The following is a 15,409-nucleotide window of genomic DNA, read 5'->3' on the forward strand; positions in this document are numbered from 1 at the left end:
TCAGCGGATTCTAGAAAAACATCCTAGAGAAAACACTGAATTAAACGAACTCCGAAGAGCTCTCTCACACACTGCCCGTGGCAGAGGCATTCCTGCTCTCTTCACAACACGAGCGGAACCCGTCAAGCACGTTGTGCTTCACCAGTTCCGCTGTATTGAGGGGGCGGTTGGGACGAATATTCGCACCAAGACACCGAGTTTTGCCAGATTTAGAAACGCACTGCGTTGTTGATTGGCATGTAGTTCAGGGAATCGATACGCACAGGAGCGTCAGAGTTCAATGCGTGGACGATCTTACCATCGCCGATGTAGATTCCCACGTGGGAAGCGCCACCGTAGTAAGAGACGATGTCACCTGGCTGCAGGGCGTTGATAGCCACTGGGGTACCAGCGGAAGCCTGTGCATCAGAGGTACGAGGAATGTTCTTTCCAACCTGAGCGTATGCCCAAGAGGTCAGACCGGAGCAGTCGAAAGAGCTAGGGCCAGCAGCACCCCACACGTAAGGGGCACCGATCTTGGACTGAGCCTTGTTGGCGATGTCCTGGCCGACAGAGGTAGCGGGTGCTGGAGCGGGAGTTGCTGCTGCAACGTTTCCAGCGGCCTGCTCAGCCTGAGTCAGGTAAGGCTTGATGTGTGGCATTACTTCATCAGGGACATCAACGGTGAAGTTGGTGTTTGGAACAGTAACCGGAGCTGCCTGAGCTGACGCAGGGTTAAGTACGGCAGCACCAACACCTACAGCAGCCATGATTGCAGCGTTGCGCTTGGTGTGAGTGGAGCTCTTCAGGTTGTGCTTTCCCATAGTGTTCGTCTTGAACCTTTCGATTATTCTTCGTGAGACAAAATGTCTCTCGCTGGTGACTATTGCCATCACCATTACGACTTGGAGGGCCTAGACGAGATGCCCTCGCCTCTTAGGTCTCGAAAAGATTACGAAATGGTTGCGATACATGTCTAGCCAAACACGGGATATATCTCGAAATGGTTACAATTTGCAGAAAGTGTAGTTTTTCGGGTGTGCGCAACCCGAAAATTTACCGCTCCGTTACCGAGTCGTTATCTTTCGCTGAACAGGGCATACTCCGGAACGCAGAAAACATCCGTCAAGCGGAAATCGAAGGTCGATCTGCCATATTCAGACGAATGTGACCTTCATCACAAATATCCCGGAAACGGCGCAGAAATCCAGAATCCTCCAGATTCGGCGCACCATTAATGCCCCAGTCTTGCTCCCGATTAAGATGGCATCCGTGCACAGACAGCCAGTAAACGGATCCTCCCGCTCACCACAGCGTGGTGCGGAGAACTCTGCGCAAACCGCGAGCAGCAGCCTTACTGGAAGCAACGCTCCATTGAGTGAGACCCTGCAAAACTGTGTGGTCATTGACGTGGAAACCACTGGGTTAGACCCATCCACAGAGAAAATCATCGAGGTGGGGGCACTCAGGGTCATTGATGGAGAAGTGGCCAGCACGTTTCACACGCTGATTAACCCACGCCGCCCTCTACCGGAAGTCATTCAACGCATCACTGGCCTCAGCGATGCGCATTTGCAGCAAGCACAGGACACGAAGGCTGCCCTGGTGGATCTTCTAGACTTTCTTCACGAAACCAACGCAGTCCACGGGTTTTCCCGAGGAAACCCGCCCGCATACTTCGTCGGTCACCACGTCGAATTCGATATCAGCTTTTTGGAAGCCGAAGCGCAGCGCACTCAATCCTCTGGTTGGGAGTTCCTCTCCCCTGCTGCGCTGCAATGCACAGCGCAGGCAGCACGTAACCTCATCCCGCGAGAGAGCGTTGGGCGCTACCGGCTATCTAACGTCGCCGAGTACCTGAAAACCGCCCACAAGCCCTCACATCGCGCACTGGACGATTCTCGGGCTACCTTCGAGGTGCTCCAGGGTCTGGAAAGAATCCAACGCGCACAGCGGAGTTAGAGGAAAGCTCCGTGGATCCAGGGCTCAGTAATACTGCCCACAAAGCATCAGACATAAAGGAAGGGCCCCAGCGCAATGCTGGAGCCCTTTTCGATCACCTAGGTCTCACTCATCGAGTGATCCCTGGGATTCGGCAACTAGTGCTTATCTGAATCCCGAATGCTCTTCTCCGTGAGCTTGGTGAACATGTCCTTCATCTCATTGTGGTTCTGGTGATCCAGTTCCTCTGCCTTATCGGCAATGTCCTGGTTGTCTGGGGAGAACCAGCCACCGCGACCAGGAGCTCCGGCGAAGCCCAGCTCGTTCATGGTCTTTGGAACCTGAGCACCCTGGTAGGTCAGCGGGATGGCATGTCCATGCTCATCGATGCCGCCCAGTGGCTGGTGAACCTCAATGAAGCCACCGGAAGGAAGCTGCTTGATGGTGCCGGTTTCGATACCGTGCTCCAGCACGTCGCGGTCACTGCGCTGCAAGCCAACGCAGATGCGGTGGGTGACGTAGTAAGCGATCGGCGGAACCAGAACCAGACCGATACGTCCCAGCCAGGTCATGGCATTCAGGGAGATATCGAAGTGGTAGGCGAAGAGGTCGTTACCACCAGAGATGGTCAGGATCACGTAGAAGGAGATCGCCATGACACCCAGCGCGGTGCGGGTTGGCACATCGCGTGGACGCTGCAGCAGGTTGTGGTGGGCGTCATCGCCCGTCATCTTCTGCTCGATCCAAGGGTAAGCGAACAGCAGACCAACCAGGATTCCCAGCAGCAGAGCTACCCAGAACACAGCGGCCACGGTGTAGTTACCCAAGTAGAGCTCCCATGCTGGCATGACACGGGCGGCGCCGTCAGTCCACAGCATGTAGATATCCGGCTGGGAACCAGCGGAGACCTGAGAAGGGTTGTATGGGCCCAGGGTCCAGATCGCGTTGATCTGGAACACGCCAGCCATGAAAGCGATGACACCAGCGGTGATCAGACCGAAGGATGCAGCCTTGAGGCCGAAGATTGGCAGAATACGCACGCCAATCACGTTGTTCTCGGTGCGTCCAGGTCCGGGGAACTGGGTGTGCTTCTGGTACCACACCAGTGCGAGGTGAGCCGCGATGAGAGCCAGCAGGATAGCTGGGATCAGCAGCACGTGCGCGATGTACAGGCGAGGAATGATGATCATGCCTGGGAAGTCACCAGCGAACATGATCCAGTGCAACCAGGTACCCACGATTGGCAGGGAAACCACGATCGCGGACATGATGCGCAGACCCACGCCGGAAAGAAGGTCGTCGGGAAGGGAGTAGCCCATGAAGCCCTCGGCGATGGAGAGCAGCAGGAGCAAGCAACCGATAACCCAGTTAGCTTCACGTGGCTTGCGGAACGCACCGGTGAAGAAGATGCGGAACATGTGCACCATGATGGACACGGCGAACAGCAGTGCAGCCCAGTGGTGGACCTGGCGGATGAACAGGCCACCGCGCACCTCGAAGGAGATGTCCAGCGCGGTGTGGTACGCAGCGGACATTTCTACACCATTGAGTGGTGCATAAGCGCCGTCGTAAATGACCTTCGACATGGAGGGGTCAAAGAACAGGGTCAGGTACACACCGGAGAGTAGGAGGATGACGAACGCGTAGAGCGCGATCTCACCCAGCATGAAGGACCAGTGGGTAGGAAATACCTTGTTGATCTGTGGGCGAATCATGCCGGAGGCACCATATCGCTCATCGATGTTGTTAGCCGCCTTGTTTAGGCGTGAAGTCTTGGTACTCATGAACGGCGCTCCCAGAAAGCAGGGCCAACGGGTTCAACAAAGTTGCCCTTGGCGTACATGTAACCCTCTTCGTCCACGGAGATTGGCAGCTGCGGCAAAGCGCGGGCAGCCGGTCCGAAGATTGGCTTGCCGTAGTGCAGTGCGTCGAACTGCGACTGGTGGCAAGGGCAGAGGATGCGGTTGGTCTGCTGCTCATACAAGGAAGTAGGGCAGCCAATGTGCGTACAGATCTTAGAGAAAGCGAAGTAATCTCCGGCGTGGAAATCCTCCTGGCCTTCACGCAGCACCGCGCGCTGAGCGTCTTCGTGGCGAAGGCGGATCAGCATCACGGAGTTGCGTGGGCCGTGGATGGAGTGCATGTGATCTTCGTACACATCACGCTTCGGGTCGTACTCTGCGCCGTCGTTAACCATGTCCTCGGTGAGCGGGAACACGGTCTCCATGGAGCCCGCATCCAGGTCGATGGCGCGGATACGAACCAGGCGGGAAATGCCGTCGGTGCTGTAGTGACCATCGTGCTCTTCGGCGACGTTGCCGTTATCGCGACCGAGGTACACCTTGTGTCCCTGTTCCACCAAGGTCCAGCCGGTGGTCCAGAGGGTGCCGTCGCCAGCGATGCCCATTGCCTTTGGCTTCCATGGGTTCTTGACGATGCCGCCGAGTGGCAAGATGACAGCCAAACCAGCAAGCGCTGCGCCAGCTCCTGCAAGGCCGGCAATAACTGGGCGTCGACCAAGGGTCGAGGTCTGCCACGAGTCATTCAGCAAGGCCACCAAGGTACGGCGATCCACTTCATCAGAAGGGCCGTCGTGACGAGTCTGTACCGAGATCTCCTCCGGTACGAAGGTCTTGGTGTACTTCACCGCACCCATGCCCAGGGAGATGATGGAAAGACCAGAGGTCAGTCCCAGCAATGGGGTGTAGAGGCTGTACCACCACAGGCCGTCCTGCTCGAGGTGCTTGTACTCCCAAGGCCAGAACAGGTAAACCGCGATGAACGCCAGGCCGAAGATGACGGCCAGTGCGAAGTAGAGAGCTACTCCCCTGGCGGCGCGCTTCTCGGCTGGGTCATTAGTCATTGGGAAGCGTTCCTTGCGGTACGCAACCGTTACTCCATCGAGCTCGGTGCCCAGACGGGCGAGCTCTTCGTTGCTCATGTTGCTGAGCTCTTTGTCTGTGTACTGAGTATTCACTTCATCGCTCACTGCCGGCTTCCAATCCACATTGCGAAGATGATCATCACCACGATGCCGACGAACCACATCAACATGCCCTCAGTGACGGGGCCAATGCCGCCCAGTCCGAAACCGCCTGGGTTAGGAGATTCCTTGGAGGACTTGATGAATGCGATGATGTCCTTCTTCTCGTCAGCGGAGAGCTGACGATCGGAGAACTTCGGCATGTTCTGTGGGCCGGTGAGCATTGCCTGGTAGATCTCCTGCTCGTTAGCAGGATCCAACGCTGGGGCGTACTTACCACCGGAGAGTGCGCCACCACGGCCCGTGAAGTTGTGGCAGGACGCACAGTTCAAACGGAAGAGTTCGGAACCGCGAGCTACGTCAGCTGGGTCGATCTCACCGTTGTTGTTATTTGCACCGCGCAGAGAATCCATGGCGATTGAGCCGTCATCGTTACGCACGATGCCTGGGCCGCCACCATTGGAGTTCACGAAAGCGGCAAGTGCTAGAGCCTGCTGCTCGGAGTAGCGAGGGGTCTTACGAGAAGCCTGTGCCTCGTTGCGCAGCATCGGCATGCGGCCGGAGTGTACCTGGAAGTACACGGCACCTTCGCCGACGCCAACGAGGGAAGGACCGCGGTCCTGAACACCCTGCAGGTTGGCACCGTGGCAGGTGATACAAGCTACTTGGTAGATCTGCTTGCCTTCATCAACCAGCGCGGTGGCATCCTGCTGAGCTACAGCAGTCTGGGAATCAGGGGTGAGCGCGTTAGCGATGAAGCCAGCGCCGGTGAGCGCGAAAACCATAGCCAGCGCACCGGCGAGGGCCTTACGAATCTTCCGGCGGCGGCGCAGGCCGCTGGCCGTACGTGAAGCGGAGGGTGTCACACCTTCGCTTTTCACGTTTGTGGAGTTGGTATCCATCTTGTTCCTTATTAACTCGTCAGTGGAATGCGATGGGCTGTATATGAGCCGATGATTGAACGGCCACTACGGCCTATTGGATGAAGTAGATCGTGATCCATAGGCCGATCCACACTACGTCGACGAAGTGCCAGTAGTAAGACACAACGACGGCGGCGGTGGCCTGAGCCGGGGTGAACTTCGACTTGAAGGTACGAAGCAGGATAACGACGAAGGCCAAAACGCCGGCCAACACGTGTGCACCGTGGAAACCGGTGGTGATGAAGAACACCGATCCGTACACGGAGCTGCTGATGGTGGTTCCGTGCTCCACCAGGTGGAAGTACTCATAACCCTGTCCAGCCAGGAAGACCGTTCCCAAGAGGGCAGATACTGCGTACCACCGGCGAAGTGCGAAAACATCACCTCTCTCCGCGGCGAACACACCCAACTGAGCAGTGAATGAAGAGGACACCAGAATCACGGTGATACCAGCCGCGTACGGCACATTCAGCTCAGTGGGGTGTGAAGGCCACTCGCCTCCAGAGTTGGCCTTGGACACGAAATACATCGCGAACAGGCCAGCGAAAAACATCAATTCTTGAGACAGGAACACGATCGTGCCGACGCTGACCATATTGGGTCGATTCAGCGTCGCAACACGTTGTGGTGCTGCCATACCTGGGTTTTCAACTGCGCTCGTCACGCATATCAGTATGGACTGTTCCCCGGCGTTAGTCGATTCCCCCGCCAGCGTTTCTTTAGGCTTTCTCTAAACCTGCAGGTGAATGCTTGGGTTTCGCTGTCAGTCCACCCCGTTAGGGGGTTGCCGGGAACTTTTACACCCTCGTATCCGACGCATCGCAAACCAACTGGTCATCGCCTTGGGAACCATTAATTGCCGCGGAAATAGCGTTGGCCCAACCCCCTCCGCAGCACTTCTGCTTATCTGGGAGCCAGCTGACAGAACACGCCCCGCCCCTCCCCTGCCGAGCCCTCTACAACGCACGGATACGATGGAGACAACGCACTGATTTTCCAGCACGTCCCCCAACCGTGAAAGTAGAGTCCCCATGCACGCACAGGCCACTTCCAGCAGCCAGGGCAAGCACCTCGCCGCAGACCAGCTTCCACAGAGCTATTTCACCTGGGCTGGAGTTCTGGACCGCTTGGGTAACCGAGATGAGCTCAGCGAGTCTCAGGTGGCGTGGGCAATGGAGCGGATCATGGAAGGCAATGCCTCCGAGGCCCAGATTGCCGCCTTTGCCTTCGGCTTGCGTGTCAAGGGCATTAGTGCCGCCGAGCTGGCCTCTGCCGCCGAAACCATGCGCGGTTTTGCCACGCCGGTGGATTTCTCCGAGGTACCCAACTGCGTGGACATCGTGGGCACCGGTGGAGACGGCCACCACACCGTGAACATCTCCACCATGGCGGGCATCGTGGTGTCCGCCTGCGGAGTTCCCGTAGTCAAGCATGGCAATCGCAAGGCTTCCTCGCAGTGCGGTGGCGCGGACATGCTGGAGAGCCTGGGCTACCACATTGAGCGGTCTCCGGAAGAAGTTGTTGCCGACGCCAAAACGAACCACTTCGCGTTTCTCTTTGCCAAGAGCTACCACCCAGCCATGCGTTATGCGGCACCAGTCCGTAGCCAGCTTGGGGTCTCTACCATTTTCAATCTACTGGGCCCCATGACCAATCCAGCAGCCCCGAAGTTCGGCCTGATCGGCTGCGCATTCCGGGACATGATGCCCATCATCGGTGGTGCGTTTGCCCACCAGGGTTCGCGCGTCTTGGTGGTGCGTTCCATGGATGGGATGGACGAGATCTCTGTTTCCGCCCCCACTGAGGTCGTGACGGTGGATTCCCAGGGTCGCACGGGCGAGACGGTTCTGAATCCGCGTGAACTTGGCTTGGATTTCTACCCTCTGGAAGACCTCCGCGGAGGAGATGCCGCATACAACGCGGACATCACCCGCAAGCTCATGGCCAATGAGCTTTCCGGTGCGATCAAGGATGCCGTCTTGATCAACGCTGCTGCCGCCCTGACTGCCGTCCACGGGTGGGAGGAAGCCGGTCTCAAGGAGACGGTGAAGAAGTACGTGGGCGTGGCCCGCGAAGCTCTGGAATCGGGAGCTGCCCAGGCCAAGCTCGAGGATCTATTGAAGAACTAACCACCGCCCGGTTCTCGAATTAGAGAAACGAAAGAAGCCCTCCCCCGAGAGAATTCGGGGCGAGGGCTTCTTTCGTGCACACTTTGGGGTCTCAGACCCCAGCTAGTGCTTAGTGCTTCTCTGGTGGCAGACCGTACTGCAGGTTCATTTTGGTGGTTGCCCACACCAGAACGGCTGCTCCGAAGAGAACCATCCAGATGTGCCAGAATGCCAGTCCGTAGGCCATGATGATCACGCCGACGGTCATCATCACTGGCCAGATGGAGGAAGCGGAGAAGAAACCGAGCACGCCAGCTCCATCCTCAATTTCAGCCTCTTCCCAGTCGGAAGGGCCGATATCACTCTTAGCCTCAGTGAGGTGAAGGTATCCCGCGAGCATCAATGCCAGCAGGGTGGCCATCACCAGGCCGGTAGCGCCAGCCCACTCCAGACCCTGCAAGCTAGCGGAGTCCTTCACCAGAGCCGTAGCGATGATGTAGACGGTGGTGACGATGCCAAAGAAGGTAGCAATACTATAGAAAAGCTTTGCGCCTGCAGCCATGTCTTTTTCCTCTTTCCGGCTTAGTTCTGGGAGTTACGGTTGATGTCGGAGCTCTCATCGCGAGTGCCCTGACGATCGGTAACGAATGGGCTGGTGGTGACAGCGTATGGATCCACGCCGATTGCCTCGAGTGCCTCGGAGTTAGGAGCCTCTGGGTGCTTCTGGCGGTAGTCGATGTAGCGGGTGAAGTCCTCAGGGGACACCACGCGAACCTCGAAGTTCATCATTGCGTGGTAGGTGCCACACATTTCTGCACAGCGACCCACGAAGGCACCTTCTTCGGTGATTTCCTCAACCTGGAAGCGACGCTCGGAGCGGTTCTGCTCTGGGTGTGGGAACACATCTCGCTTGAAGAGGAATTCAGGAACCCAGAAGGAGTGCACCACGTCAGAGGACGCGAGGTTGAACTCGATGGCGGTCTTGGAAGGGAGCACCAGGATGGGGATCTCTTCGGTGGAGCCAACGGTCTCAATCTTGTTGAAGTTCAGGTAGCTGTAGTCCTCGGCAGACTTGCCGTGGATTGGGCCAACTTCCTGGCCTTCGCGCAGCTCGTACTGAGAATCCTCGGCCAGTTTCTGTGCCTGCTCATCCACACCGTCGTAGTTCTGGTTGTTTGGCATGAGCTCGCTGTTGATCTCGCCGTAACCGAACTTCCAGTTCCACTGGAAACCGGTGACATCCACGGTGACCTTTGGATCCTTGTCCAACGCGGTGGCCTTGTCCTGGACCGGCACGTTGAAGAAGAACAGCACCATGATGATTAGAACGGGGAGCGTGGTCAGCGCGAGTTCCAGGGGAACGTTGTAACCCGTCTGTCGTGGGAATTCTTCGTTATCTCCGCGGCGCTTACGAGCCTTATCGGAGTCACGGAAGATAACCACGAACATCAAGGTCCACATGATGATGCCGATGATCCATGCGGCAACCCATACCCAGACCCAGAAGTTTCCTAGTTCCTGTGCTTCAGGGGTGATTCCCTGAGGCCAGCCCATGCGCAATGCATGAAAGAATCCGTTATCCGGCGGAGCGACCGTACATCCAGATAGAACCAGACCGCTTGCTCCCAGCAAGCCAGCCAAGCCCAGGCGGCGGTTCATACCGTGCACTTTTCGCTGTTCCACGCGAGTTAGCCTTCCTCATTCACACGTCAATTGGTCTAAAACCTCGTCAATCCCAGCCCACCTGCAGTGCGCGGTTTGGGAAAAATTTTAGACCGGTTCAAACAGAAACACTAGACCATTTGCAGCACTTTGCCACTATCCCCACAGGTTCATTTCCCTATTCGGGTGTGATGCTCCGCGAACCCCCTTACCCCGGCCGCTCGCTCGGTCTGCTCCCGCGTGGCAACTGGCTCCACTGTTTATCCAGCGCGTAGAGTCAACAGCCATGTGTGGTTTGCTTGGATTCATTTCCGCCGATGCTTCGGCCCCCCAATATGTCAGTGCAGTAGAGAACGCTCTCCCCTGCATGCACCACCGTGGACCGGACGATAGCGGCACGTGGCATGACAACAACGTGATTTTCGGTTTCAACCGTCTATCCATCATCGATATCGCCCACTCTCACCAGCCTTTACAGTGGGGCCCAGCGGATCAGCCGGAACGCTATTCCCTGGCGTTCAATGGCGAGATCTACAACTATGTGGAACTGCGCGAAGAGCTGCAGGCCGCCGGTTACACCTTTAATACTGAAGGCGACAGCGAGACCATCGTGGTTGGCTTCCACCACTGGGGTCAGGAAGTCGTGGAGCACCTGCGCGGAATGTTCGCCTTCGGCATCTGGGATTCCCAGAAGGAAGAGCTGTTCCTCGCGCGCGATCAATTCGGTATCAAGCCCATGTACTATTCCACGAGTGCTGCTGGCACGGTGTTTGCGTCGGAAAAGAAGTGCATTCTTTCCATGGCCGACGCGCTGGAAATCAGCACTGAGCTGGACGTACGGGCCCTGGCGCACTACACGGACCTGCAATACGTGCCGGAGCCAGAGAGCCTGCACAAGGCAATTCGTCGCGTGGAATCCGGCTGTTTCGCCACCGTGAAGCCAGGCGGAGAGCTCAAGCAGGAGCGTTGGTTCGAGCCTCGCTTCCCCGAGCGTAAGGTGGCCGCGGGTGATGAGGACAAGGTGTTCCAAAAGATCGCCGAGGCGCTGGAAGATTCCGTGGCTAAGCACATGCGCGCTGATGTGACAGTGGGCAGCTTCCTCTCCGGAGGCATTGACTCCACGGCTATCGCCACCCTGGCCAAGCGCCACAATCCTGATCTGCTGACGTTCACCACCGGCTTTGAGCGCGAGGGTTACTCCGAGGTGGACGTGGCAGCGGAATCCGCGGCGGCCATTGGCGCGGAACACATCGTCAAGGTGGTCAGCCCCGAGGAATATGCCGCGGCCGTGCCGAAGATCATCTGGTACCTCGATGATCCCGTGGCCGATCCCTCCTTAGTCCCGTTGTACTTCGTGGCAGCTGAAGCCCGCAAGCACGTGAAGGTGGTGCTGTCCGGTGAAGGTGCCGATGAGCTCTTCGGCGGTTACACCATTTATAAGGAGCCGCTGAGCCTCGCGCCTTTCGAGAAGGTTCCCTCCCCCATCAACGGCGTGCTGGCCAAGCTGGGCGCGGCACTTCCCGATGGCATGCGCGGCAAATCCTTGCTGGAACGTGGCACCATGCCGCTGGAAGATCGCTATTACGGTAACGCCCGCTCCTTCAACTACCAGCAGCTGGAGCGCGTGCTGCGCCACGTCCGCCCGGAGTGGGATCACCGCGAGGTCACCGCCCCCATTTACGCCAAGTCCCGCGATATGGATCCGGTAGCGCGCATGCAGCACCTGGATCTGTTCACGTGGATGCGTGGAGACATCCTGGTCAAGGCTGACAAGATCACCATGGCAAACTCCCTGGAACTGCGCGTGCCATTCCTGGACAAGGTGGTTTTCGAGGCCGCCGAATCTCTGCCCACCGATCTGAAGATCAGCCACGGCACCACCAAGTACGCACTGCGCAAGGCCATGGAGCGGATCGTTCCGGCACACGTGCTGCACCGCAAGAAGTTGGGCTTCCCCGTCCCAATGCGCCACTGGCTGGCCGGCGATGAGCTTTACAGCTGGGCTCGTGAGAACATCGAGGCCTCGCAGACCGATGACCTCATCAACAAGGCCGAGGTTCTCAAGATGCTCGACGAGCACCGCGTGTCCATGAACACCGGTTCCGGCCCGGATCATTCCCGTCGCCTGTGGACCGTCATCGCATTCATGATCTGGCACGGGATCTTCGTGGAAAAGCGCATCGATCCACAGATCGACCAGCGCGATTACCCAGTGAGCCTCTAGTGAACGTCTAGGCGGGCAGGTGGTTCGCGTCGTCTTTCTTGTCGACGCCGCCCCTGTCCCGGCTTCACCACATACAAAAACGCCCAGCGTATCCCACCTTTACAGGTGGCGCGCTGGGCGTTTCTTAAGTGAACGCTTGAGCACTAGGGCTTCTGAACCCCGAGCTCTTAAGCACTAGGGCTTAGGAGAAGGAATCTCCACAAGCACAAGAGCCGGACGCGTTCGGGTTATCGATGGTGAATCCCTGGGACTCGATGGTGTCCGCGAAATCGATCTTCGCACCCATGAGGTAAGGAGTGGACATGCGATCCACAACCAGCTTTACCCCATCGAAGTCATCCGAAACATCGCCATCGAGCGAGCGGTCATCGAAGAACAGCTGGTAGCGCAGTCCTGCGCAACCGCCTGGCTGCACGGCGATACGCAGCGCCAAGTCATCGCGACCCTCTTGGGACAGCAGGGCGCGAGCCTTCTCAGCTGCCTGTGGGGTCAACTCCACACCGGTGGCCTTCTCTGGAGCAGTCATGGTTCCTCCTAGTAATGATTGCTAATACTTTCCAAACTACTCTCCCCAACACCCCAGAACAACCGTTTGTTCCCACTGTCCGCTTGACCTAACCTTGAGTTCGTGAAAAAGCCGTGGAAAAAAGACGATGCCCCAGCCAGCGCAAAGGCTGTACCTGCAAGCCAACTGCTGCAGGAGCAGGAAACCGATGCCGTGACCACCGATCACGCATCGAGGGATCAGCTGGTGGATGAGAAGGCTCAGCAGAGCAAGGCTTTCACTCCGAAGAAGGGTCGTCCCACGCCGAAGCGCAATGAGGTGGAGCGCGAAGTTGGTGCTCGTCGCCCAGCGTATGGCACGGCACCATCCGGGGCAGAGGCGCGCAAGCGTCGTAAGGAATTGAAGAATTCCATGTCCAAGGATGAATACAAGGCCATGAAGCAGCGCGAGCGCGATGAGGCTGCTCGAGCTCGCCGTCAGGCTAGTCAGCGCATGATGGCTGGCGATGAAAGCTACCTGATGGATCGCGACAAGGGCCCAGAAAAGCGCTTCGTGCGCGATTGGGTGGATTCCCACCGCTACCTCATGAACTTCTTCCTGCCGATGACCTTCGTGGTGATCGTGGTGCTGCTGCTCGGCATGCGCAACCCGGCGCTGGCCAACCTCTCTTCCATCATCATGATGGCTGTGTTCGTGATCATGATCGCCGAGGGTTTGTGGCTGGGTCGCAAGATCAACCGCATGGTTGCCGAGCGCTTCCCCAACAACCCGCACTCCAAGTTCGGTTTGGGAATGTACGCGTTCACCCGCGCGACTATGATCCGGAGAATGCGCACCCCAAGTCCTCAGAAAAACATTGGGGACACCGTCTAGACCTTGAGTGGATTCAGCCATGAGTGAGATTCCGGATTTTCCCTCCATCACCGTCCCCGATCAGGCGGCCAGTGATCGAGCGGCCGAGCTGCGCAGCGCATTGCCCCAGGGTTTCGGCATGCCACCTAGGGCACTGGGTCGATTGGAAAACCTCGGCACGTGGATCGCGGCGTGCCAGGGTCACACTCCTCCCCGCTCCTTGGAGAATGTTTCCCTCTTGGTTGTCAGCGCGGAACACGGGGTCGCGCAGCGCGAACCGGCCATCTCCACGTTCTCCCCAGGCTTCGCCGCCGATGTGCGCGAGGCAATCGAATCCGGTTCCTCTCCCCTCGTTTCCACCGCCCGCAGCATGGATGTGGCCGTTTCTTTTATCGACGCCACCTCTCCCCTCACCTCTACCGAAAACTCTGCGGATCGGCCAGCTTCAGGCGAGGTGGATCACGAAGACGCTCTGACCTCAGAGCAACTGGAAGACTGCCTGAACTACGGACGAGAAATCGCTGATAAACACGCAGATGAGGGCACGCAACTGCTGACATTGGGCGAGGCCAGCCGCGGCCTGACCACCGTGTGTGCCGCCATCATCGGCACCGTTTGCCGGCTGGAGCCAGTCAAAACTGTGGGCCGAGGCTCCGGGATTGATGACCACGCGTGGAGAACCAAAACCGCGATCATCCGCGATGCGCAATTCCGGGTGCGGGATGACCGCCAGGATGCCCTACTCATTCTGCGGCGCATCGGTGGAGCGGATCTAGCTGTAATGACCGGGATCCTGGCGCAGGCCGCAGTGCGTCGCACGCCGGTCTTGGTGGATGGCCTCGGGACGATCACCGCCGCGCTGTGTGCACAACTGATCTCCCCCGGTGCTTCCGCCTGGTGGCAGGTGGCCACCGCGGGTAGCGAGCCCGCCATCTCCCCCGCCCTGAAGGTGCTGCACATGGAGCCACTGCTGGGCCTACAGCTGGGCACCGGTCAAGGCCTAGGCGCGCTGCTGGCCTTGCCGATGCTCAGGCACGCCGTGGATGCCCTGCGTCATGAAGGGGCTAGTCCGCAAAGCTAAAAGCGGAACTACTTCACCAGCGTGTGCAACCAGCCGTGGGTATCTTCCACGGCACCGCGCTGGATGCCGGTGAGGTGCTCCCGCAGGCGCATGGTTACTTCACCGGTGCGCCCCTCGGACACCTGGAACTGCCCGGACTCGGACTTCACCGTGCCCACTGGGGTCACCACGGCTGCGGTGCCACAGGCAAACACCTCAGTGAGCTCGCCGGACTTCGCCTTTTCTTCCCACTCCTGGGTGGAGATCTTCCGCTCCTCCACAGGGATGCCCAAGTCAGTGGCCACCTGCAGCAGAGAAGCGCGGGTGACGCCAGGCAGGAGGGAGCCGGAGAGCTCAGGGGTAACGATTGTGGCGTCGGAACCAGAACCGAACACGAAGGCCAGGTTCATGCCTCCCATCTCCTCCACGTACTTGTGCTCGGTCGCGTCCAACCACACCACTTGGTCGCACCCTTCCTTCTCCGCCTGTAACTGCGCCACCAGGGAAGCCGCGTAGTTACCGGCGAACTTGGCAGCACCGGTGCCACCGGGAGCTGCGCGCACGTAATCCTCGGACAGCCAAACGGTCACGGGATTGATGCCACCGGAGAAGTACGCGCCGGCTGGGGAGGCGATCACGGCATAGGTATAGGTATTGGCCGGATGCACGCCCAGCCCCACCTGGGAGCTGATCATGAAGGGGCGCAGGTAGAGGGCCTCTTCGCCACCGGATGCTGGCACCCACTCCTTATCAATGTCCACGAGCTGACGCAGAGACTCAAGGAAAAGATCCTCGGGAAGCTCGGGCATAGCTAGGCGCTGGGCAGAATTGCGGAGGCGCTGGGAGTTCTGATCCGGGCGAAAAGTCTGGATGGAGTCATCCGGGTGGCGGTACGCCTTGATGCCTTCGAAGATGGCCTGTCCGTAGTGAAACACCATGGTGGCGGGGTCCAGCTGGAAGTTCTGATAAGGCTGCACGCGGGCATTGTGCCAACCATCGGCTTCATTCCACTCGATAACGACCATGTGATCGGTAAAGGTCTTACCGAAGCCTGGATTCTCCAGGATTTCAGCAATACGCTCGGCAGACGTGGGGTTTCCGGAACGCTCCACGGTGAATGAATCGATGGTTGCAGGCACAGTATTCATGGTGAAGACCCTACTCCCCTCGGA

The 15,409-nt window shown here is 58.3% G+C and carries 14 protein-coding genes; 5 read left to right on the forward strand and 9 right to left on the reverse strand.

What is annotated here, in order from left to right; genetic code table 11:
• Positions 1 to 209 precede the first annotated feature (209 nt).
• Complete coding sequence (locus IRY30_RS07035; protein WP_194556726.1) at positions 210 to 803, reverse strand: C40 family peptidase; 594 nt, start codon at positions 801 to 803, stop codon at positions 210 to 212.
• A gap of 448 nt (positions 804 to 1,251) precedes the next feature.
• Here IRY30_RS07035 and IRY30_RS07040 point away from each other — a divergent pair, with 448 nt between their 5' ends.
• Positions 1,252 to 1,941, forward strand: coding sequence for a 3'-5' exonuclease (locus IRY30_RS07040; RefSeq protein ID WP_194556727.1), 690 nt, complete (start codon positions 1,252 to 1,254; stop codon positions 1,939 to 1,941).
• Positions 1,942 to 2,078: 137 nt separating this feature from the next.
• Here the strand turns inward: IRY30_RS07040 and qcrB are convergent, their stop codons facing one another.
• From qcrB to ctaE, 4 genes are all read right to left on the reverse strand, one after another.
• On the reverse strand, positions 2,079 to 3,704 hold the full coding sequence (gene qcrB / locus IRY30_RS07045; protein ID WP_194556728.1) for a cytochrome bc1 complex cytochrome b subunit: 1,626 nt from the start codon (positions 3,702 to 3,704) through the stop codon (positions 2,079 to 2,081).
• A complete protein-coding gene (qcrA, locus tag IRY30_RS07050; protein WP_194556968.1) occupies positions 3,701 to 4,909 on the reverse strand; it encodes a cytochrome bc1 complex Rieske iron-sulfur subunit in 1,209 nt (402 codons plus the stop codon). Before qcrA ends, qcrB begins: the two co-directional genes overlap by 4 nt.
• On the reverse strand, positions 4,906 to 5,805 hold the full coding sequence (gene qcrC, locus IRY30_RS07055) for a cytochrome bc1 complex diheme cytochrome c subunit (protein ID WP_194556729.1): 900 nt from the start codon (positions 5,803 to 5,805) through the stop codon (positions 4,906 to 4,908). Before qcrC ends, qcrA begins: the two co-directional genes overlap by 4 nt.
• Positions 5,806 to 5,878: 73 nt before the next feature.
• Positions 5,879 to 6,490 (reverse strand): aa3-type cytochrome oxidase subunit III, encoded by a 612-nt coding sequence (ctaE, locus tag IRY30_RS07060; RefSeq protein ID WP_194556730.1) that lies wholly within the window; start codon positions 6,488 to 6,490, stop codon positions 5,879 to 5,881.
• Positions 6,491 to 6,857: 367 nt separating this feature from the next.
• Between ctaE and trpD the strand changes: the two genes are divergently transcribed.
• Positions 6,858 to 7,955, forward strand: a complete 1,098-nt coding sequence (gene trpD, locus IRY30_RS07065) for an anthranilate phosphoribosyltransferase (protein WP_194556731.1) — start codon at positions 6,858 to 6,860, stop codon at positions 7,953 to 7,955.
• Positions 7,956 to 8,064: 109 nt separating this feature from the next.
• Here the strand turns inward: trpD and ctaF are convergent, their stop codons facing one another.
• Positions 8,065 to 8,496: an aa3-type cytochrome oxidase subunit IV gene (gene ctaF / locus IRY30_RS07070; RefSeq protein ID WP_194556732.1), complete on the reverse strand. Its 432-nt coding sequence runs from the start codon at positions 8,494 to 8,496 to the stop codon at positions 8,065 to 8,067.
• A gap of 20 nt (positions 8,497 to 8,516) precedes the next feature.
• Positions 8,517 to 9,617 (reverse strand): aa3-type cytochrome oxidase subunit II, encoded by a 1,101-nt coding sequence (ctaC, locus tag IRY30_RS07075; RefSeq protein WP_194556733.1) that lies wholly within the window; start codon positions 9,615 to 9,617, stop codon positions 8,517 to 8,519.
• A 265-nt stretch (positions 9,618 to 9,882) separates the two neighbouring features.
• Between ctaC and asnB the strand changes: the two genes are divergently transcribed.
• On the forward strand, positions 9,883 to 11,820 hold the full coding sequence (asnB, locus tag IRY30_RS07080; protein WP_194556734.1) for an asparagine synthase (glutamine-hydrolyzing): 1,938 nt from the start codon (positions 9,883 to 9,885) through the stop codon (positions 11,818 to 11,820).
• Positions 11,821 to 12,001: 181 nt separating this feature from the next.
• Here asnB and IRY30_RS07085 read toward each other — a convergent pair whose 3' ends face one another.
• The gene (locus IRY30_RS07085; RefSeq protein ID WP_194556735.1) at positions 12,002 to 12,346 is read right to left on the reverse strand and encodes a HesB/IscA family protein; all 345 of its coding nucleotides are present in this window, start codon (positions 12,344 to 12,346) and stop codon (positions 12,002 to 12,004) included.
• A 102-nt stretch (positions 12,347 to 12,448) separates the two neighbouring features.
• Here IRY30_RS07085 and IRY30_RS07090 point away from each other — a divergent pair, with 102 nt between their 5' ends.
• Together IRY30_RS07090 and IRY30_RS07095 are read left to right on the forward strand one after the other, a co-directional pair.
• Complete coding sequence (locus IRY30_RS07090) at positions 12,449 to 13,198, forward strand: DUF3043 domain-containing protein (RefSeq protein WP_288814203.1); 750 nt, start codon at positions 12,449 to 12,451, stop codon at positions 13,196 to 13,198.
• A 19-nt stretch (positions 13,199 to 13,217) separates the two neighbouring features.
• On the forward strand, positions 13,218 to 14,258 hold the full coding sequence (locus tag IRY30_RS07095) for a nicotinate-nucleotide--dimethylbenzimidazole phosphoribosyltransferase (protein ID WP_194556736.1): 1,041 nt from the start codon (positions 13,218 to 13,220) through the stop codon (positions 14,256 to 14,258).
• 8 nt (positions 14,259 to 14,266) lie between these two features.
• Here IRY30_RS07095 and IRY30_RS07100 read toward each other — a convergent pair whose 3' ends face one another.
• On the reverse strand, positions 14,267 to 15,385 hold the full coding sequence (locus IRY30_RS07100; protein ID WP_194556737.1) for a branched-chain amino acid aminotransferase: 1,119 nt from the start codon (positions 15,383 to 15,385) through the stop codon (positions 14,267 to 14,269).
• Between the last annotated feature and the right edge of the window lie 24 nt (positions 15,386 to 15,409).

The organism is Corynebacterium suicordis DSM 45110, assembly GCF_015351405.1.
Classification (GTDB): domain Bacteria; phylum Actinomycetota; class Actinomycetes; order Mycobacteriales; family Mycobacteriaceae; genus Corynebacterium; species Corynebacterium suicordis.